This window comes from Microbacterium sp. AG790, assembly GCF_003634765.1.
Lineage (GTDB): Bacteria > Actinomycetota > Actinomycetes > Actinomycetales > Microbacteriaceae > Microbacterium.
The window spans coordinates 14,048-37,916 of the sequence record NZ_RBWZ01000001.1; the positions used below are offsets into that span (position 1 = coordinate 14,048).

Annotated in this window: 23 protein-coding genes; 16 read left to right on the forward strand and 7 right to left on the reverse strand. The window is 70.1% G+C overall.

Features of this window, described 5'->3' with window-relative positions; genetic code table 11:
- Nucleotides 1-337 precede the first annotated feature (337 nt).
- The 3 genes from rplM to glmM are packed head-to-tail and all read left to right on the forward strand — an operon-like array spanning nucleotide 338 to nucleotide 2,659.
- Nucleotides 338-784 (forward strand): 50S ribosomal protein L13, encoded by a 447-nt coding sequence (gene rplM, locus DEU37_RS00085; RefSeq protein ID WP_005050409.1) that lies wholly within the window; start codon nucleotides 338-340, stop codon nucleotides 782-784.
- 27 nt (nucleotides 785-811) lie between these two features.
- Nucleotides 812-1,309 (forward strand): 30S ribosomal protein S9, encoded by a 498-nt coding sequence (gene rpsI, locus DEU37_RS00090; protein WP_005050408.1) that lies wholly within the window; start codon nucleotides 812-814, stop codon nucleotides 1,307-1,309.
- A 6-nt stretch (nucleotides 1,310-1,315) separates the two neighbouring features.
- Nucleotides 1,316-2,659, forward strand: a complete 1,344-nt coding sequence (gene glmM / locus DEU37_RS00095) for a phosphoglucosamine mutase (protein WP_121188707.1) — start codon at nucleotides 1,316-1,318, stop codon at nucleotides 2,657-2,659.
- Between the two features lie 231 nt (nucleotides 2,660-2,890).
- On the opposite strand, the gene DEU37_RS00100 is transcribed toward glmM, so the two are convergent.
- Nucleotides 2,891-3,832 (reverse strand): Ppx/GppA phosphatase family protein, encoded by a 942-nt coding sequence (locus DEU37_RS00100; RefSeq protein ID WP_121188708.1) that lies wholly within the window; start codon nucleotides 3,830-3,832, stop codon nucleotides 2,891-2,893.
- A 33-nt stretch (nucleotides 3,833-3,865) separates the two neighbouring features.
- On the opposite strand from DEU37_RS00100, the gene coaA reads away from it, so the two are divergent.
- The 9 genes from coaA (at nucleotide 3,866) to DEU37_RS00145 (ending at nucleotide 11,830) form a co-directional block, all read left to right on the forward strand.
- The gene (coaA, locus tag DEU37_RS00105) at nucleotides 3,866-4,810 is read left to right on the forward strand and encodes a type I pantothenate kinase (RefSeq protein WP_121188709.1); all 945 of its coding nucleotides are present in this window, start codon (nucleotides 3,866-3,868) and stop codon (nucleotides 4,808-4,810) included.
- 70 nt (nucleotides 4,811-4,880) lie between these two features.
- Complete coding sequence (glmS, locus tag DEU37_RS00110) at nucleotides 4,881-6,752, forward strand: glutamine--fructose-6-phosphate transaminase (isomerizing) (RefSeq protein WP_121188710.1); 1,872 nt, start codon at nucleotides 4,881-4,883, stop codon at nucleotides 6,750-6,752.
- Nucleotides 6,753-6,969: 217 nt separating this feature from the next.
- Complete coding sequence (locus DEU37_RS00115) at nucleotides 6,970-7,332, forward strand: holo-ACP synthase (RefSeq protein ID WP_121188768.1); 363 nt, start codon at nucleotides 6,970-6,972, stop codon at nucleotides 7,330-7,332.
- The gene (gene alr / locus DEU37_RS00120) at nucleotides 7,329-8,453 is read left to right on the forward strand and encodes an alanine racemase (protein ID WP_121188711.1); all 1,125 of its coding nucleotides are present in this window, start codon (nucleotides 7,329-7,331) and stop codon (nucleotides 8,451-8,453) included. The genes DEU37_RS00115 and alr overlap by 4 nt, the downstream gene beginning before the upstream one ends.
- 93 nt (nucleotides 8,454-8,546) lie before the next feature.
- Nucleotides 8,547-9,050: a tRNA (adenosine(37)-N6)-threonylcarbamoyltransferase complex ATPase subunit type 1 TsaE gene (gene tsaE / locus DEU37_RS00125; RefSeq protein WP_005050398.1), complete on the forward strand. Its 504-nt coding sequence runs from the start codon at nucleotides 8,547-8,549 to the stop codon at nucleotides 9,048-9,050.
- 38 nt (nucleotides 9,051-9,088) lie between these two features.
- Nucleotides 9,089-9,781, forward strand: a complete 693-nt coding sequence (gene tsaB / locus DEU37_RS00130; RefSeq protein WP_259457076.1) for a tRNA (adenosine(37)-N6)-threonylcarbamoyltransferase complex dimerization subunit type 1 TsaB — start codon at nucleotides 9,089-9,091, stop codon at nucleotides 9,779-9,781.
- Nucleotides 9,778-10,275 carry a ribosomal protein S18-alanine N-acetyltransferase gene (gene rimI / locus DEU37_RS00135; protein WP_121188713.1) on the forward strand — a complete coding sequence of 166 codons (498 nt, stop codon included), beginning with the start codon at nucleotides 9,778-9,780 and terminating at the stop codon, nucleotides 10,273-10,275. Before tsaB ends, rimI begins: the two co-directional genes overlap by 4 nt.
- Nucleotides 10,272-11,339: a tRNA (adenosine(37)-N6)-threonylcarbamoyltransferase complex transferase subunit TsaD gene (gene tsaD / locus DEU37_RS00140; RefSeq protein ID WP_061682908.1), complete on the forward strand. Its 1,068-nt coding sequence runs from the start codon at nucleotides 10,272-10,274 to the stop codon at nucleotides 11,337-11,339. Before rimI ends, tsaD begins: the two co-directional genes overlap by 4 nt.
- Nucleotides 11,336-11,830 (forward strand): hypothetical protein, encoded by a 495-nt coding sequence (locus tag DEU37_RS00145; protein ID WP_121188714.1) that lies wholly within the window; start codon nucleotides 11,336-11,338, stop codon nucleotides 11,828-11,830. The genes tsaD and DEU37_RS00145 overlap by 4 nt, the downstream gene beginning before the upstream one ends.
- Nucleotides 11,831-11,859: 29 nt before the next feature.
- Here the strand turns inward: DEU37_RS00145 and DEU37_RS00150 are convergent, their stop codons facing one another.
- On the reverse strand, nucleotides 11,860-13,053 hold the full coding sequence (locus DEU37_RS00150) for a class I SAM-dependent methyltransferase (RefSeq protein ID WP_121188715.1): 1,194 nt from the start codon (nucleotides 13,051-13,053) through the stop codon (nucleotides 11,860-11,862).
- A 23-nt stretch (nucleotides 13,054-13,076) separates the two neighbouring features.
- Entirely contained in the window at nucleotides 13,077-14,189 is a 1,113-nt protein-coding gene (locus DEU37_RS00155) for a PHB depolymerase family esterase (protein WP_259457077.1), read from the reverse strand.
- Nucleotides 14,190-14,608: 419 nt separating this feature from the next.
- On the opposite strand from DEU37_RS00155, the gene groES reads away from it, so the two are divergent.
- From groES to DEU37_RS00170, 3 genes are all read left to right on the forward strand, one after another.
- On the forward strand, nucleotides 14,609-14,905 hold the full coding sequence (groES, locus tag DEU37_RS00160) for a co-chaperone GroES (RefSeq protein ID WP_005050391.1): 297 nt from the start codon (nucleotides 14,609-14,611) through the stop codon (nucleotides 14,903-14,905).
- 140 nt (nucleotides 14,906-15,045) lie between these two features.
- Nucleotides 15,046-15,978, forward strand: a complete 933-nt coding sequence (gene rarD / locus DEU37_RS00165; protein ID WP_121188716.1) for an EamA family transporter RarD — start codon at nucleotides 15,046-15,048, stop codon at nucleotides 15,976-15,978.
- A gap of 170 nt (nucleotides 15,979-16,148) precedes the next feature.
- Nucleotides 16,149-17,483 carry an ABC transporter substrate-binding protein gene (locus DEU37_RS00170; RefSeq protein WP_121188717.1) on the forward strand — a complete coding sequence of 445 codons (1,335 nt, stop codon included), beginning with the start codon at nucleotides 16,149-16,151 and terminating at the stop codon, nucleotides 17,481-17,483.
- A 279-nt stretch (nucleotides 17,484-17,762) separates the two neighbouring features.
- Here DEU37_RS00170 and DEU37_RS00175 read toward each other — a convergent pair whose 3' ends face one another.
- The 4 genes from DEU37_RS00175 to DEU37_RS00190 are packed head-to-tail and all read right to left on the reverse strand — an operon-like array spanning nucleotide 17,763 to nucleotide 21,897.
- Nucleotides 17,763-18,548: an ABC transporter ATP-binding protein gene (locus tag DEU37_RS00175; RefSeq protein ID WP_005050387.1), complete on the reverse strand. Its 786-nt coding sequence runs from the start codon at nucleotides 18,546-18,548 to the stop codon at nucleotides 17,763-17,765.
- On the reverse strand, nucleotides 18,545-19,558 hold the full coding sequence (locus DEU37_RS00180; protein ID WP_121188718.1) for an ABC transporter ATP-binding protein: 1,014 nt from the start codon (nucleotides 19,556-19,558) through the stop codon (nucleotides 18,545-18,547). The genes DEU37_RS00175 and DEU37_RS00180 overlap by 4 nt, the downstream gene beginning before the upstream one ends.
- Nucleotides 19,551-20,546 (reverse strand): branched-chain amino acid ABC transporter permease, encoded by a 996-nt coding sequence (locus tag DEU37_RS00185; RefSeq protein ID WP_005050383.1) that lies wholly within the window; start codon nucleotides 20,544-20,546, stop codon nucleotides 19,551-19,553. Before DEU37_RS00185 ends, DEU37_RS00180 begins: the two co-directional genes overlap by 8 nt.
- A 10-nt stretch (nucleotides 20,547-20,556) precedes the next feature.
- Nucleotides 20,557-21,897 (reverse strand): branched-chain amino acid ABC transporter permease, encoded by a 1,341-nt coding sequence (locus tag DEU37_RS00190; protein WP_121188719.1) that lies wholly within the window; start codon nucleotides 21,895-21,897, stop codon nucleotides 20,557-20,559.
- Between the two features lie 360 nt (nucleotides 21,898-22,257).
- On the opposite strand from DEU37_RS00190, the gene guaB reads away from it, so the two are divergent.
- Entirely contained in the window at nucleotides 22,258-23,760 is a 1,503-nt protein-coding gene (gene guaB, locus DEU37_RS00195; protein ID WP_121188720.1) for an IMP dehydrogenase, read from the forward strand.
- Nucleotides 23,761-23,869: the final 109 nt, after the last annotated feature.

Consider the following 23,869-nt stretch of genomic DNA (forward strand, 5'->3'; position numbering starts at 1 on the left):
CAACCCCCGGTAGTGTCCCCACACGACCGGTTGGCGGTCGCCGACCCCCCGCGTGCGGCCGCCGCGACCGAGGAGTCGGAGTATCCCTTCGACTCCTCGGTCGCCCTTTTTCACGGCACATTGTGAACCACCCCGTCCGCGTCCTCTCGGCCGGTTTGGCTGTGATGAGCGCGTAGCGTAGACTCTCCCTTTGGTGCTCGTGCTGCCTGCGGCCGACGCCACGAACGTGAGCCCTCCACTGGCGTGTTCACCTGCCCGTATCTCGTATGCGCGCAGCGAACCACCCCGGAGCGGGATTCACGAACCTCTCCGTTCGAATCAAGAAAGCAGCACTACTGTGACGCGCACCTACACCCCCAAGGCCGGTGAAGTGACCCGCGAGTGGGTCGTCATCGACGCGACCGACGTCGTTCTCGGACGCCTCGCCTCGCACGCCGCCGCCATCCTCCGCGGCAAGCACAAGCCCACCTTCGCGAACCACATGGACACCGGTGATTTCGTCATCGTCGTCAACGCCGAGAAGGTCGCCCTCACGGGTCAGAAGCTCCAGAAGAAGATGGCCTACCGCCACTCGGGCTACCCGGGTGGGCTCACGGCCACCTCCTACGCCGAGCTCCTCGAGAAGAACCCGGTCCGCGCCGTCGAGAAGGCGATCCGCGGCATGCTCCCCAAGAACAGCCTGGGTCGCCAGCAGCTGTCGAAGCTGAAGGTCTACGTGGGCGCCGAGCACCCGCACGCGGCCCAGCAGCCCACCCCGTACACCTTCGGCCAGGTCGCTCAGTAAGCGCGCCGAGAGACATAAGGACAACTCATGGCGAAGATCGCTGACTCCATCGAAGAGAACACCCTCGACAACGCGGAGAGCTACACCACCGAGAGCGCTCCGGTCGAGGCCGCTGCCGCGCCCCGTCCGGTGCTGTCGGTTCCCGGTGCCGCCGTCGGCCGCCGCAAGCAGGCCATCGCGCGCGTCCGCCTCATCCCGGGCTCCGGCACCATCACGGTGAACGGCCGCACGCTCGAGGACTACTTCCCCAACAAGCTGCACCAGCAGCTCATCAACGACCCGTTCACGGTGCTCGACCTGGCCGGCGGCTACGACGTCATCGCGCGCATCTCCGGTGGTGGCCCCTCGGGTCAGGCCGGTGCGCTGCGCCTCGGCATCGCCCGCGCGCTGAACGAGATCGACGCCGAGAACAACCGCCCGACCCTCAAGAAGGCCGGCTTCCTCTCGCGCGACGCCCGCGTCAAGGAGCGCAAGAAGGCCGGTCTCAAGAAGGCCCGCAAGGCTCCGCAGTACTCGAAGCGCTAAAGCTTCATGGCGCTGTTCGGGACGGACGGTGTGCGGGGCCTGGCCAATGGCCCCCTCACCGCCGACCTCGCGCTCACCCTGGCCCAGGCGACTGCCGTCGTCCTGGGCCAGGGCCGTATCGCCGAGGCGCGAAAGGCCGCGGGCAAGCGGCTCACCGCCGTCATCGCCCGTGACCCCCGCGTGTCGGGACACTTCCTGTCGGCTGCGGTCGAAGCGGGTCTGGCGTCCTCCGGCGTCGATGTGCTCGACGCGGGCACCCTGCCGACGCCCGCGGCGGCCTACCTCATCGGTGACATCGACGCCGACTTCGGCGTCATGATCTCGGCATCCCACAATCCGGCGCCCGACAACGGCATCAAGATCTTCGCCCGCGGCGGCGTCAAGCTCCCCGACGAGGTCGAGCGACGCATCGAAGAGGCGATGACGGGGGAGAAGCTGCGTCCCACCGGCGGCGACGTCGGTCGCGTGGTCCGCTTCTCGGATGCCGAGGACCGCTACGCGATCCACCTGCTCGCCTCCCTGCCCCATCGCCTCGACGGGCTGCACGTCGTGCTCGACTGCGCGCACGGCGCGGCATCCGGCGTCTCTCCGGAGACCTTCCGCAACGCGGGAGCGAAGGTCACCGTCATCGGCGCCGACCCCGACGGCATCAACATCAACGACGGCTACGGATCGACGCACCTCGAGAAGCTGTCTGCGGAGGTCGTGCGCACCGGCGCCGACGTCGGCATCGCCCACGACGGCGACGCCGACCGGTGCCTGGCGGTGGATGCCGAGGGGCGCGTGATCGACGGCGACCAGATCATGGCGATTCTCGCGGTCGCGATGAAGCGCGACGGCCGGCTCAAGAACGACACGCTCGTCGCGACCGTCATGAGCAACCTCGGGCTGCACCGCGCGATGGCCGCGCAGGGCATCGCCGTGGAGCAGACCGCGGTCGGCGACCGCTACGTGCTGGAGCGGATGAACGAGGGCGGCTACTCGCTCGGCGGCGAGCAGAGCGGTCACGTCATCATGAGCCGCTACGCGACGACCGGCGACGGCGTGCTGACCGGGCTGCACCTGTGTGCCGAGGTGGCGCGCACCGGACGCTCGCTCGCCGAGCTCGCGTCGGTGATGACGATCTTCCCGCAGGTGCTGATCAACGTGCGCGGCGTCGAGCGCTCCCGCGCGACCGACGCCGATGTCCTCGCCGGAGTGCAGGTCGCCGAAGCGGCTCTCGGTGACAGCGGGCGGGTTCTGCTGCGCCCGTCGGGAACCGAGCCGATGGTGCGGGTCATGGTCGAGGCGGCGTCGCACGACGACGCGCAGCGCATCGCCGAGGAGCTTGCCGACATCGTCCGCGGTTGATGCGGAGTTCGGTACAGATTACGTGCCGGTAAAAGGTCGCCGGCGCCGTAGCGCGCCGCTCGCGCGGAGCCCTAGCCTGAGCCTGCACTCACCGCCCACCCCGAGCCCTGACCCGACAGGATCGGGGCTCCACGGGTATGACGACTGGGGTGCGCGGCCCCTCCGTCAGCGTCCCCCCGCACCCCCCGACGGAGGGGCTGCTCCCTTCTCGGCGGGCAGCGGCGGCGGTGCTCAGGCCGGCTCCTGCCAGCTCAGCGACTCGATGTAGCGCAGCAGCACGCCTTCGCGCAGCGCCCAGGGGCTCACCTCGAGCTCGTCGACATCGAGTGCCGTCATCGCCGTGTGCAGCACGACGGCGGCGGCGACGATCTGGAAGGTGCGGTCGGCCGTGATGCCCGGCAGTTCTTGGCGGGCGGATGCCGGGATGCGCGCCAACCGCGGAATCCACGAGCCGAGCGCACCGCGCGGCAGCAGCATCCGCTCGCTCCCGCTCCAGCCCGGCACGGGGTAGCCGGCGAGCTTCGCCAGCGACCGGATCGCCTTCGACGAGCCCACGACGTGGTTCGGCCGAGGCTGACCGGCCATGCGCGCGGCGACGGGCGCGAGCACACCGCGCGCGTGCTCGCGCAACACCTCCACGGCCTCCTCGCCGGGCGGGTCGTGGGGGAGGAACTCGACGGTGGTCCGTCCCGCGCCGAGCGGCACCGACGCGGCGACGTCGGGGAGCTCGTCCGCGCCGGCGGCGATCTCCAGCGATCCGCCGCCGATGTCGAACAGCAGAATCTGCCCCGCCGACCACCCGAACCAGCGGCGCACCGCGAGGAACGTGAACCGCGCCTCCGACTCGCCGCCGAGCACCTGCAGCTCCTGGCCGAGCGCGGCCTCGATGCGCGCGATCACGTCGGCGCCGTTCGCGGCCTCGCGCACCGCGCTGGTCGCCGTCGCCAGCAGCTCGACGACGTTCTCCGCCTGGGCGACGGCACGGGCCTGGGCGACGGCATCCACGAGCGCCTGAACGCCCGCCTCGCTGATCGCGCCGTCGGGTTCGAGATAGCGCATGAGACGCAGCACCGTGCGCTGGCTCGTCGTGGCCTGGGGACGTCCGCCGGGGTGGACATCGGCGACGAGCAGGTGGACGGTGTTCGAGCCGATGTCGAGGACTCCGAGACGCATGGGTTCAGAGTATCCACAGATAGAGTGGGCCCGATGTCCACCGAAGACGAGACGGCTATCGACTCGCTGTACCGCGAGATCGGGCGCGCAGAATGGGCACGCCTGGCTGCCGGCATCCCCGCCCCTCTCACCGAGACCGAGGTCGTGCAGCTGCGCGGCATCGGCGATCGGCTCGACCTCGCCGAGGTGCGCGAGGTCTATCTGCCGCTGAGCCGGCTGCTGAGCACCTACGCCGAGAACACCAAGCGGCTCGGCGCCGAGACGGCCGCCTTTCTCGGCGAACCCGACTCGACGACGCCGTTCGTCGTCGCCGTCGCCGGTTCGGTCGCGGTCGGAAAATCCACCATCGCGCGGTTGCTGCGAGAGCTGATGAGCCGGTGGCCGGGAACGCCGCGCGTGGAGCTCGTCACCACCGACGGCTTCCTCTACACGAACGCCGAGCTCGAGCGCCGCGGCCTCATGGAGCGCAAGGGCTTTCCGGAGTCGTACGACCGTCGCGCGCTGGTCAGCTTTCTCACCGAGGTCAAATCCGGCGCCGCGGAGGTGCGTGCCCCGTTCTACTCGCACGTGCGCTACGACATCGTCCCCGATGCGCACGTCACCGTCCGCCGCCCCGACGTCGTCATCGTGGAGGGGCTCAACGTGCTCTCGCCGCCGCCGACGCCCAACGACGTCGCCGTCAGCGACCTCTTCGACTTCTCGATCTATGTGGATGCCGACGAAGCCGACATCGCCCAGTGGTACGTCGACCGGTTCCTGGCCCTGCGCCGCGGCGCGTTCAGCAACCCGAGCTCGTTCTTCAAGGTCTTCGCCGAGCTCTCCGACGAGGAGGCCGTCACGACGGCCCTCGGCTACTGGAACGAGATCAACCTGCCCAATCTCCGCGAGAACGTCGCCCCCACGCGCCACCGCGCCCATCTCGTGCTGAAGAAGGCGGCGGCGCACGCGGTGGAGTCGGTGCGCCTGCGCAAACTCTGACGGGGACGTCCGCCGATTTCACGGCGTTTGTGAGGGCTCCGCGCAAATGGGCGCACCTAGCATGGAGCCCATGTGTGGAATCGTCGGATACGTGGGCCCTCGCGACAGCCAGGCCATCCTTCTCGCCGGGCTCGCCCGCCTGGAATACCGCGGCTACGACTCCGCCGGCATCGCCGTCATCGACGGTGCGGGGGAGCTGGACATGCGCAAGCGCGCCGGCAAGTTGCAGGTGCTGCGCGACGACCTCACCGCCCACCCGATGCCCGACGGCACCACCGGCATCGGTCACACGCGCTGGGCCACGCACGGCGGTCCGACCGACGCGAACGCGCACCCGCACCTTGCCGACGATGACAAGCTCGCCGTCATCCACAACGGCATCATCGAGAACTTCTCCGAGCTGAAGGCCGAGCTGCTCAGCGAGGGCTACACGTTCCGCTCCGAGACCGACACCGAGGTCGCCGCGGTGCTCCTCGGCCGCGAGTATCAGGCCTCCGGCGACCTCGTCGCCGCGTTCCGCACCGTCGTCTCGCGCCTGGACGGCGCTTTCACGCTCCTCGCGATGCATCGCGACCAGCCCGGGCTCGTCGTCGGCGCCCGCCGCAACTCGCCGCTCGTGATCGGTCTCGGTGAGGGGGAGAACTTCCTCGGGTCCGACGTCGCCGCCTTCGTCGAGCACACGCGCAACGCGCTCGCGATCGGCCAGGACGAGATCGTCGCGATCACGCCCGCCGGCGTCGAGGTCACCGACTTCTCCGGCGCCCCCGTCGAGGTCGAGCCGTTCGAGGTCGTCTGGGACGCCTCGGCGGCCGAGAAGGGCGGCTGGTCCTCGTTCATGGCCAAGGAGGTCTCCGAGGAGCCCGACGCGGTCGCGAACACCATCCGCGGGCGCCTGCGCGCCGCCGGGCCCACGGGGGCGGAGATGACGGTGGCCATTCCCGAGCTCGACGGGCTGGACGAGCTGTTCACCGGCATCCGTCGCATCGTCGTCATCGCCTGCGGCACCGCCGCCTACGCCGGTCAGACCGGCAAGTACGCGCTCGAGCAGTGGACCCGCATCCCCGTCGATGTGGAACTCGCGCACGAGTTCCGCTACCGCGACCCGGTCATCGGCGAGGACACGCTGGTCGTCTCGATCAGCCAGTCGGGCGAGACCATGGACACCCTGATGGCCGTCAAGTACGCCCGCGAGCAGGGCGCCAAGACGCTGTCGATCTGCAACACGCAGGGCGCGACGATTCCCCGCGAGTCGGATGCCGTGATCTACACGCACGCCGGACCCGAGGTGGCAGTGGCCTCCACGAAGGCCTTCGTCGCCCAGATCACCGCGCTGTACCTGCTGGCCCTGCACGTCGCGCGCCTGCGCGGCACGATCTCCGTGGCCGAGCAGGCGACGCACGTTCGCGAGCTCGAGGCGGTCCCCGCCAAGATCCAGCGGGTGCTCGACGAGGAGCAGACGCACATCGAGCAGTTCTCGCACTGGATGGCCGACACCCAGTCGGTGCTCTTCCTGGGTCGTCACGTCGGCTACCCGATCGCCCTGGAGGGTGCTCTCAAGCTCAAGGAGATCAGCTACATCCACGCGGAGGGCTTCGCCGCCGGCGAGCTCAAGCACGGTCCCATCGCGCTGATCGAACCCGGTCAGCCGGTGTTCGTCATCGTGCCCTCTCCCCGCGAGTCGGCCGAGCTGCACAAGAAGGTCGTCTCCAACATCCAGGAGATCCGCGCCCGCGGCGCGCGCGTCATCGCCGTCGCCGAAGAGGGCGATGCCGCCGTGCTGCCGTTCGCCGACGAGGTGTTGCGCATCCCGCTGGCCGGCCCCCTGTTCGAGCCGCTGCTCGCGGTCGTGCCGCTGCACATCTTCGCCATGGGCCTCGCAACCGCGAAGGGCCTGGACGTCGACCAGCCGCGCAACCTCGCGAAGTCCGTCACCGTCGAGTAGCCCCGCGCCGCCCACGGCGGGCCGCGCCGCGAGACGCATCTTGCGTGCCGAGAAACCGCTCCGTGCCGGGTTTCTCGGAACGGGGATGGTTTCTCGCGTGGGGGATCGCGGGCAGGCGGGCCACGGTGATCGGAGTGGGGCGCCGGTAGGCTGACGGGGGCGCGGGCGACGCGGCGTCGACCACGCCGTCGTCGAGCAGAACAGGGGGGTGGATGCCGTGATCATCGGAATCGGCGTCGATCTCGTCGACATTCCGCGCTTCGAGCGTTCGCTGCAGCGCACGCCTCGGCTGATCGAGCGTCTGTTCGCGCCGGCGGAGCGCGGCCTCAGGCCGCACTCCTTGGCCGCCCGCTACGCCGCCAAGGAGGCGCTGATCAAGGCGCTCGGCGGCTCGGACGGCGTGCACTGGACCGACATCGAGGTGGCGAGCGAGCCGTCGGGCCGGCCCGTCTTCGCGCTCACCGGCGAGACGGCGGCGACCGTCGCCGCGCGCGGCATCGGCGCCCTGCACCTGTCCCTCAGTCATGACGCGGGCCTGGCGACCGCGTACGTCATCGCCGAATCGCAGGAGAGCGCATGAGCAGACTTCCCGAAGGCGTGCTGCGCGAAGCCGTCATCGACACCTCCGCGATCACGGCGAACGTGCGGCATCTGCGACAGCTGACGGCATCCGAGATCATCGCCGTCGTCAAGGCCGACGGCTACGGTCACGGCGCCGTGCGTTCGGCCCGCGCGGCGCTCGAGGGGGGTGCCCGCCGCATCGGCGTCTCCGACATCGACGAGGCGCTGGCCCTGCGCCGCGCGGGCATCGACGCCCCCATCGTCGCCTGGCTCCACGCGCCCGGCGCCCGCTTCGCCGAGGCCGCCGCCCGCGGCATCGAGCTCGGCGTCTCCCGCCTCGATCAGCTGCAGGCCGCCGCGGCGGCGGCGTCGGCCGATCGCCCCGTGGGCGTGCACCTGAAGATCGAGACGGGCCTCGGCCGCAACGGGCTCGCCCCCGCCGACTACGCTGTCGCCTTCGCCGAGGCCGCCCGTCTGGAGCGCATCGGGCGCCTGCGGGTCGTGGGCATCTTCAGCCATCTGTCCAACACGTCCGCCGCCGATGACCGCGCGGCGATCGAGTGCTTCACCGACGGCCTCGCCCTCGCGGCATCCCACGGCCTCGCCCCGCAGCTGCGGCACATCGCCGCTTCGCACGCGGCCATCGCCCTGCCCGAATCGCGCTTCGGGTGCGTGCGTCTCGGCATCGCGACCTACGGCCTGTCGCCGTTCGCCGACCGCTCCTCGGCCGATCTGGGCCTGCGACCGGCGATGACGCTTCGCGCCGCCGTCGCCGCGGTCCGGCGCGTGCCGGCCGGCCAGGGCGTCTCCTACGGCTACGGCTACCGCACGACGCAGGCGACCACGCTCGCGCTGATCCCCGCGGGCTACGCCGACGGTGTGCCGCGCGCAGCATCCGGGGGCGCCGCCGTCCGCATCGGCGGGGAGGTCTTCCCCGTCGCCGGTCGCATCGCGATGGACCAGTTCGTCGTCGACGTGGGCGAGCATCCGGTTGCGGTGGGCGACGAGGCCGTCCTGTTCGGCGACCCGACGCTGGGGGCGCCGCCGGTGGAGGTGTGGGCGGATGCCGCGGGCACCATCAACTACGAGATCGTCACCCGCATCGGTGCGCGTGTGCCGCGGCGCGAGGGCGCGGCGTGAGTTCACCGGTGCGCGCTGCGCACCCCGCCCGCGGGAATCCGCGACCCGTCCGCGGCGTTGCAGCGGGCGGAGAGAAGACGAAACGGTGATCGCATGAGCGGATTGGATGAGTTCGTCGGGCAGCGCGAGATCGCCTCGCCCGCAGAGATGGAAGAGCTCGGCCGGGCTTTCGGCCGCGCGCTGGGCGCCGGTGATCTCGTCGTGCTCACGGGGCCCCTCGGCGCGGGCAAGACGACGTTGACGCGCGGCATCGCCGCCGAACTCGGGGTGCGCGGCCGCGTGCAGAGCCCGACCTTCGTCATCGCCCGCACCCACCCCTCGCTCGCCGACGGTCCCGCCCTCGTGCACGTCGACGCCTACCGGCTCGGAACCGACGGAGAGCTCGACGACCTCGACATCGATTTCGCCCATGCGGTCGTCGTCGCCGAGTGGGCGGCGCCGTTCGCGGATGCCGTCGCCGACCGCTGGTGGGAGGTCGAGATCGACCGGGGCTGGAGCGGCACCGGTGTCGACAACGCCTGCGGCACCGCCGGCCCCCACATGGCCGCGATGGAGGACGCCGCACCGCGGCGCGTCCGCATCACCCGGCACGGGTGAGCGCTCCGGCGGGCGCTGAGCGCGATTACCCTGGAAACGTGATCCTCGGCATCGACACCTCGCTCGGCACCGCCGTCGGCATCGTCGATCCCGACGGCGCGGTTCGCGCCGACCGCACCAGCGACAACCCGCTCGGTCACGCCGAAGTGATCGGCGACCTCCTGCGCGACGCGCTCGCCGACGCCGCCCGCGGTCCGATCGGACAGACCGGGGCGCCAGAGCCGGTCGCCCTCACGCACGTCGCGGCCGGGATGGGCCCGGGCCCCTTCACGGGGCTGCGCGTGGGCATCGCGGCGGCACGCGCCTTCGCCCTCGCCCGGAGCCTCCCCGTCGTCGCGGTGCCCAGTCATGACGCGGCGGCCCTCGCGGTCCTCCTCGACGATGCGCTGGCCGATCCGTACGCCGACTCGCGCCGGTTCGCCGTCGTGACCGATGCCCGGCGGCGTGAGGTCGCGTACTCGGTGTACGAGGGCATGGATGCCGACGGCCTCCCGATCCGTGCGACGGGACCCGCCCTCGCCCTGCGCACCGACATCGACGCGGTGCTGTCCGCGCAGGAGGCGGAGCGCGTCGATGTGACCGCGATCAGCGCGGCCATGCTCGCGGTCGTCGCGGCGCGTGCCGTCGCCGCCGGACGCGAACTCACCGGTGCGGAGCCGCTGTACCTGCGTGCTCCCGACGTGACGCTGCCGAAGAGCATCACCCGTCCGGGTGCCGGGGGCCGCGCATGACGCTGCGCACGGCCACGGTCTCCGACCTCGCCGACATCATGGACCTCGAGCGCACGTCGTTTCCGACCGACGCGTGGAGCGAGCCCATGATGCGCGAGGAGCTCCTCTCGCCGCACGCGCACTACCTCGTCGACGTCGAGGCGGGTCGCCTGCTCGGATACGGCGGGGTCCGCGCCGTCGCCCGCGCCGCAGACGCCGACATCCAGACGATCACGGTCGCCGCCTCCGCCCGGGGGCGGGGCCGCGGGCGGACGCTGCTGCGGGCACTCCTCGAGGCGGCGCGGCACCGCGGGGCGCGCGAAGTGTTCCTCGAGGTGCGTGCCGACAATCCGACCGCGTCCGCGCTGTACGTCTCGGAGGGATTCCTCGAGATCGCGCGTCGCCCCCGCTACTACCAGCCCGATGACGTGGATGCCGTCGTCATGAAGCTCGATCTCGTCGCCTGGGTCGCCGGCCACGGCGCGCAGACGCAGACCGGGGGAGTGTGCTCATGACCGCCAGCGAACCGCTCGTGCTCGGCATCGAGACCAGCTGCGACGAGACCGGCATCGGCATCGTCCGAGGCCGCACCCTCCTCAGCAACACCATCTCCAGCTCCATGGACGAGCACGCCCGCTTCGGCGGCGTCGTGCCCGAAGTCGCCGCCCGCGCGCACCTGGAGGCGCTGCAGCCGGCGATCGCCGCCGCCGTGGCCGAGGCCGGCATCGCCCTCGCCGACGTGGATGCCGTCGCCGTCACGAGCGGGCCGGGGCTCGCCGGTGCGCTCATGGTCGGCATCGGCGCCGCCAAGGCGCTTGCGGTCGGTCTCGACAAGCCGCTGTACGCCGTCAACCATCTCGTCGGACACATCGCCGCCGACCTGCTCACCGGCGAGGACGTCGAGTACCCGACGGTCGCGCTGCTGGTCAGCGGCGGACACACTTCGCTGCTGCTCGTGCGTGACCTCGTCAGCGACGTGGAGCTTCTCGGCGAGACCCTCGATGACGCCGCCGGAGAGGCCTTCGACAAGATCGCGCGCATCCTCGGGCTGCCCTACCCCGGCGGGCCGGAGATCGACCGCGCCGCCGCCGGCGGCGACCCGTCGGCCATCCGCTTCCCGCGCGGGCTGTCCCGCGCGTCCGACATGGCGGCGCACCGCTACGATTTCTCCTTCTCCGGCCTGAAGACAGCCGTCGCTCGCTGGGTCGAGCAGGCCGACGCGTCGGGGCAGCAGGTCGCCGTGGCGGATGTCGCGGCATCCTTCCGCGAAGCGGTCGTCGATGTGCTCGTCACGAAGGCGCTCGACGCCTGCGCGCACCACGGCGTGCCGCGGCTGCTGCTCGGCGGCGGCGTCATCGCCAATCGTCGCCTGCGCGAGGTCGCGCTCGCGCGCGCGGCCGAGGCGGGTGTCGCCGTGCGCATCCCGCCGCTGAGTCTGTGCACCGACAACGGGGCCATGATCGCCGCGCTCGCGTCCGAGCTCATCGCGAGCGGACGCCAGCCCTCGACCCTCGCGTTCGGCGCGGATTCGACGTTGCCGGTGACGCAGATCCAGGTCGCCGGGGAGGCCGTGGGATGAGTGATGACCGCCCCGGCCCCGCGCCCGACGTGCCCGACGTGCCCCTCCCGCGTGTCGAGACGCGGCTGGAAGCACCGTCGACCGACGTCGCCCCCGCCGACAGCGCTGCCCTCCCCGGGGCGCACCGCGGCGGCTTCCAGCGCGAGTTCACCGAGCCGGTACCCGTGGCGGCGCCGGTGAATGCGGATGCCGCGGCCGCTGCGTCGTGGACGCCCGAACCCGACGTGCGCTGGGCGCCGGCGCCGCCGGTGCTGCCCCGCAGCGCCCCGTGGGCCCTCACGTTCGCCGTCGTCGGACTGATCGTGTCGCTCGTGGTCGGCTGGGGCTTTCTCATCGGCATCGTGGGAGCGGTCTTCGCCGTCGTCGCACTGCGCCGCCCGTGGGAGAGCCGCGCCGTCGCGGTCTGGGCGCTGTGCCTGAGCCTGCTGTCGCTCGCCTACAGCGCCGGCTGGCTGTGGTGGGCGTCGACCCAGGGGCCGCTCTTCGGCTGAGCAGGCGCGCCGCGCCGACGTGATGCGCGTCAGCCGGTGACGCGCTCGGCGAGCAGGGCGATGCGCGAGGTTCCCCCACGCGTGAGGATGAGCGTCGCGGTGCGCGGACCCTTCAGCTTCAGTTGGGTGCGGAAGGTCGCGGGGTCGACATCGACGCCGCGCTTCTTGATCTCCAGCGTGCCGATCTCCCGCTCCCGGAGCGCCTGCCGGAGCGCCTTCAGATCGGTGGGCAGCTCCTCGAGGACGCGGAAGGACTGCACGAAGGGGCTCGTGATCTCGGCATCGGAGGTCAGGTAGGCGATGCCGGGGGCGAGCATTCCGGCGTCGAGGCGGCGGGCCACCTCGCCGATCAGGCGTGCGCGGATGACGGCGCCCTCCGGCTCGTGGACGAAAGCGCCCAAGGGTCGGACCTCGGCATCCTCGGCGTCGGAGGACGCCGTCAGTTCGGCCGCGCGGTCGGAGCGGACGACGAGCGCCGAGCGGCGCACACCGGCGCGGGCGAGCTTTCCGGTCCAGACGACGAGCTCGATGGTCGACCCGTCGACGCTGATCCACTGCGCCTCCGCAGTCTCGGGGATCCGCGCCCGGTCGAACGCCGGTCCAAGCTTGATGCCCGCGGGCATCCGCTCCGCCAGAGCGAAGACCCACTCCAGCGACGGCGACCAGTCGCCGGCGGCGACCCGCGCGGTCTCGGTGTGGCCGGCCGTGCGACGCGCCGGATCGAGCCACACCGCGTCGACGCCGTCGAGTGCGACGTCCTCGGCACGGGCATGGCGCACCGTCGCGGTGTCGCCGAACGCGGCGAGGTTGTACGCGGCGAGGGCCGCCGTGGTCTCGTCGGCGTCGACGGCCAGCACGTCGAGGCCGATCCCGGCGAACGCGAGCGCATCGCCGCCGATCCCGCAGCCGAGGTCGGCGACGCCGTGCACGCCGGCGTCGCGGAACCGGCCCGCGTGGCGCGCGCCCACCGACAGGCGCGTGGCCTGTTCGAGGCCCGCGCGCGTGAAGAGCATCCGGTCGGCGAAGTCGCCGAACTTCGCGCGTGCGCGCGTCCGCAGCCGCGCCTGGCCCACGGCGGCGGAGACGAGGTCGGGCGACAGACCCTGCGCCCGCAATCGCGACACGGTGCGGGCAACCTCATCGGAGGAGTCGATCGCGCCGAGCTCATCGACCAGCCGCAGCCCTTCGGGGGTGAGCAGGGCGGTGAGCTCGGCGCGTTCCATCCGGCCAGCCTATGCGGGGCGGCTCAGCACCCGCTCACCTTCGTCCATCGCGTCGCCGACGTCTGCTGCAGGCTTGTCACCGTCGCATCCCCCTGCCCGAGGTAGTCGAGACTGCCCACCGCGTAGTAGGGGTTGTAGGGGTTGACGCCGTAGCTGGTCGCCCGGCCCGCCGCCGCGTGGGCGGCATTGCTCGCCGTGACGCACGTCGCGCCGGGTGCGGTCGGCGTCGGGGTGGGGCTCGGTGTCGGGCTAGCAGTAGGTGTCGGGCTCGGGCTCGGGCTCGCCGAGCGGTCGACGCGCCGGTTGTGCGCGAAGAAGAAGCCCGTCACGTACGCGGGGTAGTCGATGCTGTTCGTCGACACGTACGAGCCGCCCGGTCCGCCCCCGGCCGGCCAGTTGTGCCCGAGGCCGGTGTTCTGGATGAGCGAGACGCGCGGGCCCGCGGCATCCGCGTAGAGCATGCCCGACCCCGCCGTGTTGGTGCCGGCCAGCCCTGCCAGCGAGAACGTCGACGTCGCCCCGGCGCCGTAGATGCCCGCCATGATCTGAGCGTTGAGGGTGTTGTAGCCCGTCGCCACCGTCGTGTCGTTGGATCCGTAGATCACCGAGGTGAGCTGGCTCGACAACGACGCGGATGCCGAGCCGGCGAAGCTCCGGCAGGTCGCCGTGCCCTGGGCCTGCGAGACGGCGACGCTGCCGATCTGTCCCGACGTGGTGCCGACGGTGGGTCCGGCGTTGATGCCGATGCCCGCGAACACGTCGGGGGCGAGGCACCCCATCACCATGGTCTCGCCGCCGCCGGAGGACAGGCCCGAGAGGTACACCTGCGTCGGATCGATGCCGAGTGACGTACGGCCGGTGAGCGCCGACACCAGCGCGAGCAGGTTGTCGTCGTGGCGTGCGGGGGAGGTGCGCGAGTGGTTGCTGTCGTAGTAGTCCCAGCAGCCGAGCACCACACCGCCGCCGGGAGCGTCGGGGAGGGCGACGACCATGCCGTACTCCTCCGCCGTCGCGGCCCAGTTTCCGGCGGTCTTCAGCGTCGACGCCGTCTGCACGCACCCGTGCAGGCTGACCATCAGTGCGCGGCCGGTGCCCAGCGTCGCGGCGCGGGCCGGGGTGTACAGCCGCACGCTCATGCCGGCGATCGATTCGGTCGTCCACGACCCTGTCGCCGCCGCGGCGGGGCGACGGCCGGTGCGGCCAGGAGGGCGCCGACGGCGAGGGCTGCCGCGGTCAGGGCGGCGGTGAGCGCGCGTCGGCGCCGAGACCGGCCGGCCAGAGGGCGGAGATGTGTCGTGAGGTCGCGGATGGTCATCGGTCGACTCCGATCCCGCTCCCGCCATCGTCCGAGCACCGTTGCTCGGTCGTCCCGGTCGAGGAGCGCAGGTCCGATGTTAGGTGAAAGACGATTCACATGACAGGTGTCCCTCTGTGTCGCAGAGCTGGCACTCGCGTTGCACGAGTGCCAGCCGCGCTCTAGACTTCTGTTAGCACTCCACCCCTGTGGGTGCTAACGAGTCTTGAAGCATCACGCCCAGCAAGAAAGAGGTAGACCGTGTCGGTTTCCATCAAGCCGCTCGAGGACCGCATCGTCATCAAGCAGGTCGAGGCTGAGCAGGTCACGTCCAGTGGCCTCGTCATCCCTGACACCGCCAAGGAGAAGCCCCAGGAGGGCGAGGTCGTGGCCGTGGGCCCCGGCCGCATCGACGACAACGGCAACCGTGTGCCGCTCGACGTCGCCGTCGGCGACCGCGTCATCTACAGCAAGTACGGCGGCACCGAGGTGAAGTTCGGCGGCGACGAGTTCCTCGTCCTGTCGGCCCGCGACGTTCTGGCGGTCGTCGTCCGCTGACGATCGCATTCGACGATGGCCCCCGGGATATCCCGGGGGCCATCGTCGTTAACCGGATTGGCGGAACAGCGACCAGCAATGGCAGGATGCCGCGGCATCCGTCGCCCCACGCATGTCACGACCGTCGTAGGCTTTGTCTCATGACACCCGCCGAGTCCGCCCGCGACGAACGGCGCGGTGGGATCTACGCCTTCGCGGCGTACTTCCTCTGGGGCTTCATGCCCCTCTACTTCCTGCTGCTGGCTCCCATCGGGCCGTGGGAGATCGTCGTCTGGCGCATCCTCTTCTCCCTCGCCTTCTGCGCGATCCTGCTCACCGTCACCCGCACGTGGGGCAAGCTCTTCGCGATCCTGCGCGATCGGCGGCTCGTGTTCTGGACGATCGTCGCGGGCCTGCTGATCTACGTGAACTGGCAGGTGTTCCTCATCGGAATCCTGACCGGTCACGTCATCGAGGGTAGCCTCGGCTACTTCATCAACCCGATCGTGACCGTGCTGCTGGGTGTGATCGTGCTGAAGGAGCGCCTCCGGCTGGCACAGTGGATCGCGATCGGCTTCGCGGGCCTGGCCGTGATCGTCATCATCGTGGCCTACGGATCCTTCCCCTGGATCGCACTGACCCTGGCGGCGAGCTTCGGCACCTACGGACTCGTGAAGAAGCAGATCGGTCCTCGGGTCGACGCCATCAGCGGCCTCACTCTCGAATCGCTGTGGCTGACCCCCATCGCCCTGATCCAGCTCGTCGTGGTCGCCACCACCACCGGCCTCGTCTTCGGTACCCAGGGCGTCGGGCACACCGTGCTGGTCACCCTCGCGGGCGTCGTCACCGCTGTTCCGCTGCTGCTGTTCGCCGCGGGTGCGCGCCGGGCGCCGCTCACCGTGATCGGCCTGCTGCAGTTCGTCGCCCCGATCTTGCAGTTCATCACCGGGGCGTGGATCCTGCACGAGCCGATGCCGCTCGAACGCTGGATCGGGTTCGCGCTCGTGTGGGTCGCGCTGGTCGTGCTGAGCGTCGATTCCGTGGTGTCGTCGCGGCGGTCCCGGAGCATCTCCGACGTCGCCGATCTGGTCTGAGACCGTCCCGGCGGTGCTCCCGCGCGCACGGCGAGGTTCATAACGATTGCGTCGCGGTGCTTTCCTTCGATGCGTGCGCGAAACATCCTGGTGACACAGCAGGTTTAGCGTTCAAGCCAGACCGCGGAGCCCGTGCGCCGCACGATGTCATCGAAGAAAGGGAAGAACCCATGGTTCATCGCAACAAGGCGATCATCGCCGCGTTTGCGCTCGCGGGCGCCGCGTCGCTCGCCCTCGCAGGGTGTTCGAGCTCGGGCGGGGGCGCTGCCACGACGGCTCCGAGCGCCACGTCCACGGGCTCGGCCGACCCGGCCGCCGCGTGCGCGCCCGGCACGCCCTCGACCGGACCGTTCACGCTCGCGACGATCCTGCCGCAGACCGGTTCGCTGGCGTACCTCAACCCGCCCGCCGAGGCCGGCTACGGCCTGGCCGTCGAAGACATCGACGCCGCCGGCGGCGTGCTCGGTCAGCCCATCAAGGTCGCCCCGATCACCGACTCCGGCGCCTCGTCCGACCTGTCGGTCTCCACCGCCTCCGCCGCGCAGATCGCCTCCTCCGACGCGCAGGTCGTGCTCGGTGCCGAGTCCTCGAGCGTCAGCCTCAACTTCGTCGACACCATCGTCTCGAAGTGCAAGGTGCAGATCTCGCCCGCCAACACCGCGACCGAGCTGTCCGGTTACTCCAGCTACTACTTCCGCACCGCTCCGCCGGACACGGTGCAGGGCTCGGCGCTGGGCAACCTCGTCATCGGTGACGGCGTCCAGAAGGTCGCTTTCATCGTCTTCAACGACGCCTACGGCACCGGCCTGCGCGATGTCGTCGAAGAGACCGTCACCAAGGCGGGCGGCGAAGTCGTCTACGGCGCCAAGGGCAAGGGCCAGGAGTTCGCTCCCGGTCAGAAGACGTTCTCGTCCGAGGTGTCGGCTGCTCTGGCTGCCAAGCCCGACGCGATCGTGATCCTCGCTTTCGACGAGACCAAGCAGATCGTCCCCGAGCTCAAGGCTCAGGGCTTCGACCTGTCGAAGACCTACCTCGTCGACGGCAACACGGCCGATTACAGCAAGGACTTCGAGGCGGGCACGCTCAACGGCGCCCAGGGCACCATTCCCGGCGCCCAGCCCGACCCCGAGTTCAAGCAGCGCCTCGTGGACTTCTACAAGAAGAGCGCGAACGCCGACCTGAAGGACTTCTCCTACGCTCCCGAGTCCTACGACGCCATCGTGCTCGCCGCGCTGGCTGCCGAGAAGGGCAAGGGCACCGACGGTCCGACGATCCAGGCGAACCTCGCCGCGGTCTCGGGCACCACCAACGGTGAAAAGTGCTCCGACTACGCCTCGTGCCTCGCGCTCATCAAGAGCGGCAAGGACATCACGTACACGGGCAAGGCGGGCATCGGTCCCTTCAACTCCCAGAACGACCCGTCGAGCGCCTACATCGGCATCTACAAGTTCGACGCGAACAACACTCCCGTCTTCCAGAAGTCCATCCAGGGCTCCGTGAACTGACACCCGCACGAAACAAGGGGCGGATGCCGCGGCATCCGCCCCTTCTTTCGTGCCGTCGCGCGCTTGCGCGCCGCTTGAGCCCGTAACCTCGCCCTCAACGGATGCGGATAGGGACAACGGATGCGGATGCCGCGCCGCCCCCGCATCCGCATCCGTTGCGCTCCTCCGCATCAGCTCTCGACCCGCGGGTCGGGCTGCCGCGCGCTGCGCACCCACGCGCAGCGCACCCACGCAGAAGGGCCCCGCCGTGACGGCGAGGCCCTTCTTTCCCTTGAGCGGTCAGTCCGAGTGCGACGCCTCGACATCCGCGGCGAGCGTGCCGAGGTACAGCTCGATGACCTTCGGGTCCTTCGCGAGTTCGCGCCCCGCGCCCTCGTAGGCGTTGCGGCCTTGGTCGAGGACGTACGCGCGGTCGCAGATCTGCAGGCAGCGGCGGGCGTTCTGCTCCACCATGATGATGGTCACGCCGGTCTTGTTGATCTCCCGCGTGCGGATGAACGTCTCGTCCTGCCGAACGGGCGACAGGCCGGCGCTCGGCTCGTCCAGCAGCAGCACCTTCGGCTTCATCATGAGGGCACGCGCCATGGCGACCGACTGGCGCTCGCCGCCGGAGAGCGAGCCGGCACGCTGCTTGCGACGCTCGCCCAGCACGGGGAACAGCTCCCAGATCTCGGCGACGCGGCTCTGGAACTCCTTGGGCCGCAGGAACATGCCCATCTGCATGTTCTCCTCGATCGTCAGGGAGGGAAACACGTTGTTCGTCTGCGGGACGAAGCCGATTCCGGCCTGCACGAGCTGGTTGGCCTTCTGGTTGGTGATGTCCTCGCCCTCCAGCGTGACGGCGCCGGAGCGGACGTTCACGAGTCCGAAGAGAGCCTTCAGCAGCGTCGACTTGCCGGCACCGTTGGGACCGATGATCCCGACGAGCTCACCGGGAAACGCCTCCAGCGTGCAGTCGTTGAGGATGTTGACGCCCGGCAGGTACCCGGCGACGAGGCTGTCGGCTTTGACGACGGGCGTCGCCGTCGGCGCCTCGGGCGCCGCAGCGGCGGATGGCATGCTCATTTGTGGTCGTCCTCCTGCTCGGCCTCGGCTTCGACCTCGGCCTCGATCTGGGTGATGAGGCCCGTGTTGACGGCGGCATCGTCGCCGAGATCGGTGTCGTGATACGCGCCCAGGTAGGCGTCGATCACGGCCGGGTTCTTCATGACGCGCTCCGGATCGCCCTCGGCGACCACCTCGCCCTGGGCCATGACGACGACCCAGTCGGAGATGTGGCGCACCATGTGCATGTCGTGCTCGACGAACAGCACCGTCGTCCCGTCGTTGCGCAGCGCCTGGATGTGCTCGAGCAGGCTCTGCGTCAGCGCGGGGTTGACGCCGGCCATGGGCTCGTCGAGCATGATCATCTTCGGATCGCTCATGAGGGCCCGCGCCATCTCGAGGAGCTTCTTCTGCCCGCCCGAGAGGCTTCCGGCCATGTCGTCGCGCTTGGTGTCGAGCTTGAAGCGCTGCAGCAGCTCCTCGGCCTTGGCGATGTTGGCCTTCTCGGCGCCGCCCCACAGCGGCTTGATGAGGCCGACCGCCAGGTTCTCGCCGGGGTTGTCCTTCGCGCCGATCAGCATGTTGTCCAGCACCGTCATGCGCGACAGCGCCTTCGTCAGCTGGAACGTGCGCACCATGCCGGCGCGGGCCACCTTGGATGCCGCGGTGTTGCCGAGCGTGCGCCCGTCGAACGACCACTTGGCAGCCTCGGCGGACGAGGGCCCCCCGAAGAGCTTCTTCGCCGACGACGGCTTGTCGAAGCCGGTGATCAGGTTGAAGAACGTCGTCTTGCCGGCGCCGTTCGGACCGATCAGCGCGGTGATCGCGCCGCGCTGCACCTCGAGGTGATCGACGTTGACGGCTGTCATCCCGCCGAAGCGGCGCACGATGTTGTCGACCACGAGGATGGGGTCGGGCTTGGCCGAGCCGGGGGTCTCCGCGACGTTCAGCAGCGTGGAGCGGATGGCCTGCGTGATCGCACCGGGCTCCTGCGAGACCGGAACGGCGCGGTCGGCGGTCTGGTCAGGCATTGAAGCTCAACTCCTTCTTATTGCCGAGGATGCCCTGTGGTCGGAAGATCACCAGCAGCATGAGGGCGACGCCGATCAGCACCCACGACAGCCACTGTGTCTGCTGCGTGTTCAGGATCGAGGACGGAATGTACTCGCCGGCGATCTGCACGATGGCGATGCGCACGACGAAGAAGATGATCGAGCCCAGCAGGGGGCCGAAGATCGTGGCGGCGCCGCCCAGCAGCATGATCGTCCACAGGTTGAACGTCAGCGGACGCCCGAAGCCGTCGGGCTGGACCGATGCCGGCAGCACCACCAGGATGCCGGCGATGCCGCCGAGCACGCCGCCGATGATGAGCGCCTGCATCTTGTAGGAGTACGAGCTCTTGCCGAGGCTGCGCACCGCATCCTCGTCCTCGCGGATGCCCTTGAGCACCCGGCCCCAGGGGCTGCGCATCGCGAGCCAGGTGAACAGCAGCGCGATGGCGACGAGGCCCCACGCCACCAGGCGCGTCCACCAGTCGTTGCCCGAACCCGGGTCGGTGTTGGGGTAGGAGAACCACAGGATCTGCGTGGTTCCCGGAGGCAGGATCGACAGGCTCGTGAACGCCCCGCGGTATTCGGGTCCGACAAGGCCCGTCGATCCGCCGGTCACATCGGCGAGGGCGGACAGGCGTCCGACCATGCGCACGATCTCCGCCGCACAGATCGTGACGATCGCGAGGTAGTCGCCGCGCAGGCGCAGGGTCGGGATGCCGAGCACGAACGCGAACACGACGCAGGCCACGATCGCGACGAGAACGCCGAGCCAGAAGCCGCCGCCGTTGATGACGGTGATCGCGAACCCGTAGGCGCCGAGGAGCATGAAGCCCGCCTGCCCCATGTTCATGAGGCCCGTGTATCCGAAGTGGATGTTCAGGCCGATCGCCGCGATGACGTACGCGGCGGTGATCGGTGCGATCGCGGTCTCGGTGAGCTGCTGCAGCAGCGTGATCCAGAAGTCCATGGCCCTCTCCTTAGCCGACTCGCTCGGCGCGGCCGAAGATGCCCTGCGGCCGGAACAGCAGGATGACGATGAGCAGTGCGAGCGCCGTGGCGTACTTCAGATCGCCCGGCAGCCAGATGTTCGTGAGTTCGACGATGAGGCCGATGACCATCGCGCCGGCGAACGCGCCGAACGCGGTGCCGAGCCCGCCGAGGGTGACGGCGGCGAACAGCAGCAGCAGCAGTTGGCCGCCGGTCTCCCAGCCGATGCCGTTGAGCACGAGGCCGAGCAGCACGCCGGCGAGACCCGCGAGGCCCGAGGCGAGGATCCAGACGCCGCGGATGACCTTGTCGACGTCGATGCCGGATGCCGAGGCCAGCGCGGGGTTGTCGGAGACCGCGCGGGTGGCGCGACCGAAGCGCGTGTACATCAGGCCGAGCCCGACGGCCGCGATCGCGACGATCGCGATCCCCATCGCGACGTAGGACTGGATGGTCAAGGTGACGCCGAAGATGGTCACGGTGGTCGGGTTCGACTTGTCGATGCGTACCGTTCCCGCGCCGATCCACAGCTGCACGACGTACTGCAGGGCGATCGACAGACCGATCGACACGATCATCATCTGGGTCAGACTCAGCCGGCGTCGGCGCAGCGGCTTCCACAGCCCGGCATCCTGGACCCATCCCAGTGCCGCCATGACGACGACGGCGAGGCCGCCACCGAGCCAGAGGTTGCCGGTGAGCGAGGTGAGGAACCAGGCGAGCACGCCGCCGATGGTGACGAGCTCGCCGTGGGCGAAGTTGCTGAGGCCCGTCGTGCCGAAGATGAGCGACAGCCCGAGCGAGGCGAGGGCCAGGAGCAGGCCGAGACGGATGCCCTGCACCGCCTGCTGCCAGAACCTCGGCCAGTCGAACGCGCTCGCGCTGGCGGCGGCGCCGTCGGGGCTGTTGGAGAGCTTGAAGATCGCGGAGACGTCGGAGTGCAGCGTCACGCTGACCTCGCGGGAGTCGGCGCCGTCGAGGTACTGGCCCTGGGCGAGGGTCGCGGCATCCACCTTCACGGTGTAGGTGCCGTCCTTCGTCACGGCGAACACCCACCGCCCGGCGCTGTCGGTCGTCGTGGTCGGGCTGGTGCCGACGCCGGGACCCGAGATCGTCAATCCCACGCCGACCGCCGGAGAACCGTCGCTCTGGCGGATCGTGCCCTGCACGCACGCGGTCGACGCGTCGGCCGAGCACGAGGGCGAGGCGGCCGCGGCGGGTTGCGCCGGCAGGAGCACCGCCAGCAGCGTGATCGCGGCGAACACAAGGGAGACGAGGAGGGCGACGCGTCGTCGCGGATGGACCTCGAGTCTCGCTGAGCACACGAGCATGGCACTCCACTCTGAAATCGACGGCGGCCATCCGGACGGTCGCTCGTTGGTGGGTCGAGGCTACGACCCGGATGTGTCGCGCGTGTTTCGCACAAGAACGTCGTTTCTCCGTCGTTGGAGCCCCGTCGGGGTGCGCATCGTCGCGTGGAGAAACGCTCCCTCAGATGCCGCCCCGCGTCAAGAGGCGAAACGTTCACGTGCACGTATCGAGATGTGGCGTGCACGGCGGAACCGGATGAGCCGGGAGTATCGGCGGAATGCGCGCAGGCCGCCGCGACTTACAATCGGTACACCCGCCTTTCGCGCGCGCGAGACACACGCGAGCCGCGCGCGACGCACATGCCAGACACAGGAGAGCACGTGGAGCACAACGACCCGTTCGGTTTCGTCGGATTGACCTATGACGACGTGCTGCTGCTGCCCGGGCACACCGACGTCATCCCCTCCGAGGCCGACACGTCGTCGCGTGTCACCCGCCGCATCACGGTCGCGACCCCGCTGCTGTCGGCGGCGATGGACACCGTCAGCGAGGCGCGGATGGCCATCGCGATGGCCCGCGAGGGCGGACTCGGCATCCTGCACCGCAACCTCGCCATCGCCGAGCAGGCCGCCATGGTCGACCAGGTCAAGCGCAGCGAGTCGGGCATGATCACCGACCCGATCACGACGACCCCCGACGCGACGATCGAAGAGGTCGACACCCTGTGCGGCCAGTACCGCATCTCGGGTCTCCCCGTCATCGACGACGAGGGGCGCCTCCTCGGCATCATCACCAACCGCGACATGCGCTTCGTCTCGGGCTTCGAGCGCCAGACGACGAAGGTCCGCGACGTCATGACGAGCGAGGGCCTCGTGACCGGGCGCGTCGGCATCGGCGCCAACGAGGTCATCGCCCTGTTCGCGCAGCACCGCGTCGAGAAGCTCCCGCTCATCGACGACGACGGCAAGCTCGCCGGTCTCATCACGATCAAGGACTTCGACAAGAGCGAGAAGTACCCCCTCGCCACGAAGGACGACCAGGGGCGTCTGCGCGTCGGTGCGGCGATCGGCTTCTTCGGCGACGCCTGGGAGCGCGCCGAGGCCCTCCGCGACGCGGGTGTCGACGTCATCGTCGTCGACACCGCCAACGGGCAGTCCCAGGGCGTCATCGACATGGTCCGTCGCCTGAAGGCCGACGAGTCGTTCGCGCACATCGACGTCATCGGCGGCAACGTCGCCACCCGCGAGGGTGCGCAGGCGCTCATCGACGCCGGGGTGGATGCCGTCAAGGTCGGCGTCGGCCCGGGCTCGATCTGCACGACGCGCATCGTCGCGGGCGTGGGCGTTCCCCAGGTGACCGCGATCTGGGAGGCCTACCAGGCCGCGCGCGAGGCCGGCATCCCCGTCATCGCCGACGGCGGCCTGCAGTACTCCGGCGACATCGCGAAGGCTCTCGTCGCCGGCGCAGACACCGTCATGCTGGGATCGCTCCTGGCCGGCACCGACGAGTCGCCGGGCGAGATCGTCTTCCAGGGCGGCAAGCAGTTCAAGCTCTACCGCGGCATGGGCTCGCTCGGGGCGATGCAGACGCGCGGCAAGAAGACCTCGTACTCGAAGGACCGCTACTTCCAGGCCGACATCCCCAGCGACGACAAGCTGATCCCCGAGGGCATCGAGGGCCAGGTCGCGTACCGCGGTCCCGTCTCGGCGGTGGCCTACCAGCTCGTCGGCGGCCTGCGCCAGTCGATGTTCTACGTCGGTGCGCGCACGATCGAGGAACTCAAGGCTCGCGGCAAGTTCGTCCGCATCACGGCGGCCGGGCTCAAGGAGAGCCACCCCCACGACGTGCAGATCGTCGTCGAGGCCCCCAACTACAAGAAGTAACCGGGGTCGCCGCGGCCCGCGGCATCCGTCTCCGCGGCATGCGTGTCCGCGGCATCCGTGCCGTGACGAACTCCGCAGATTCGCACGAACTCCGCATCGATCCGGGTGA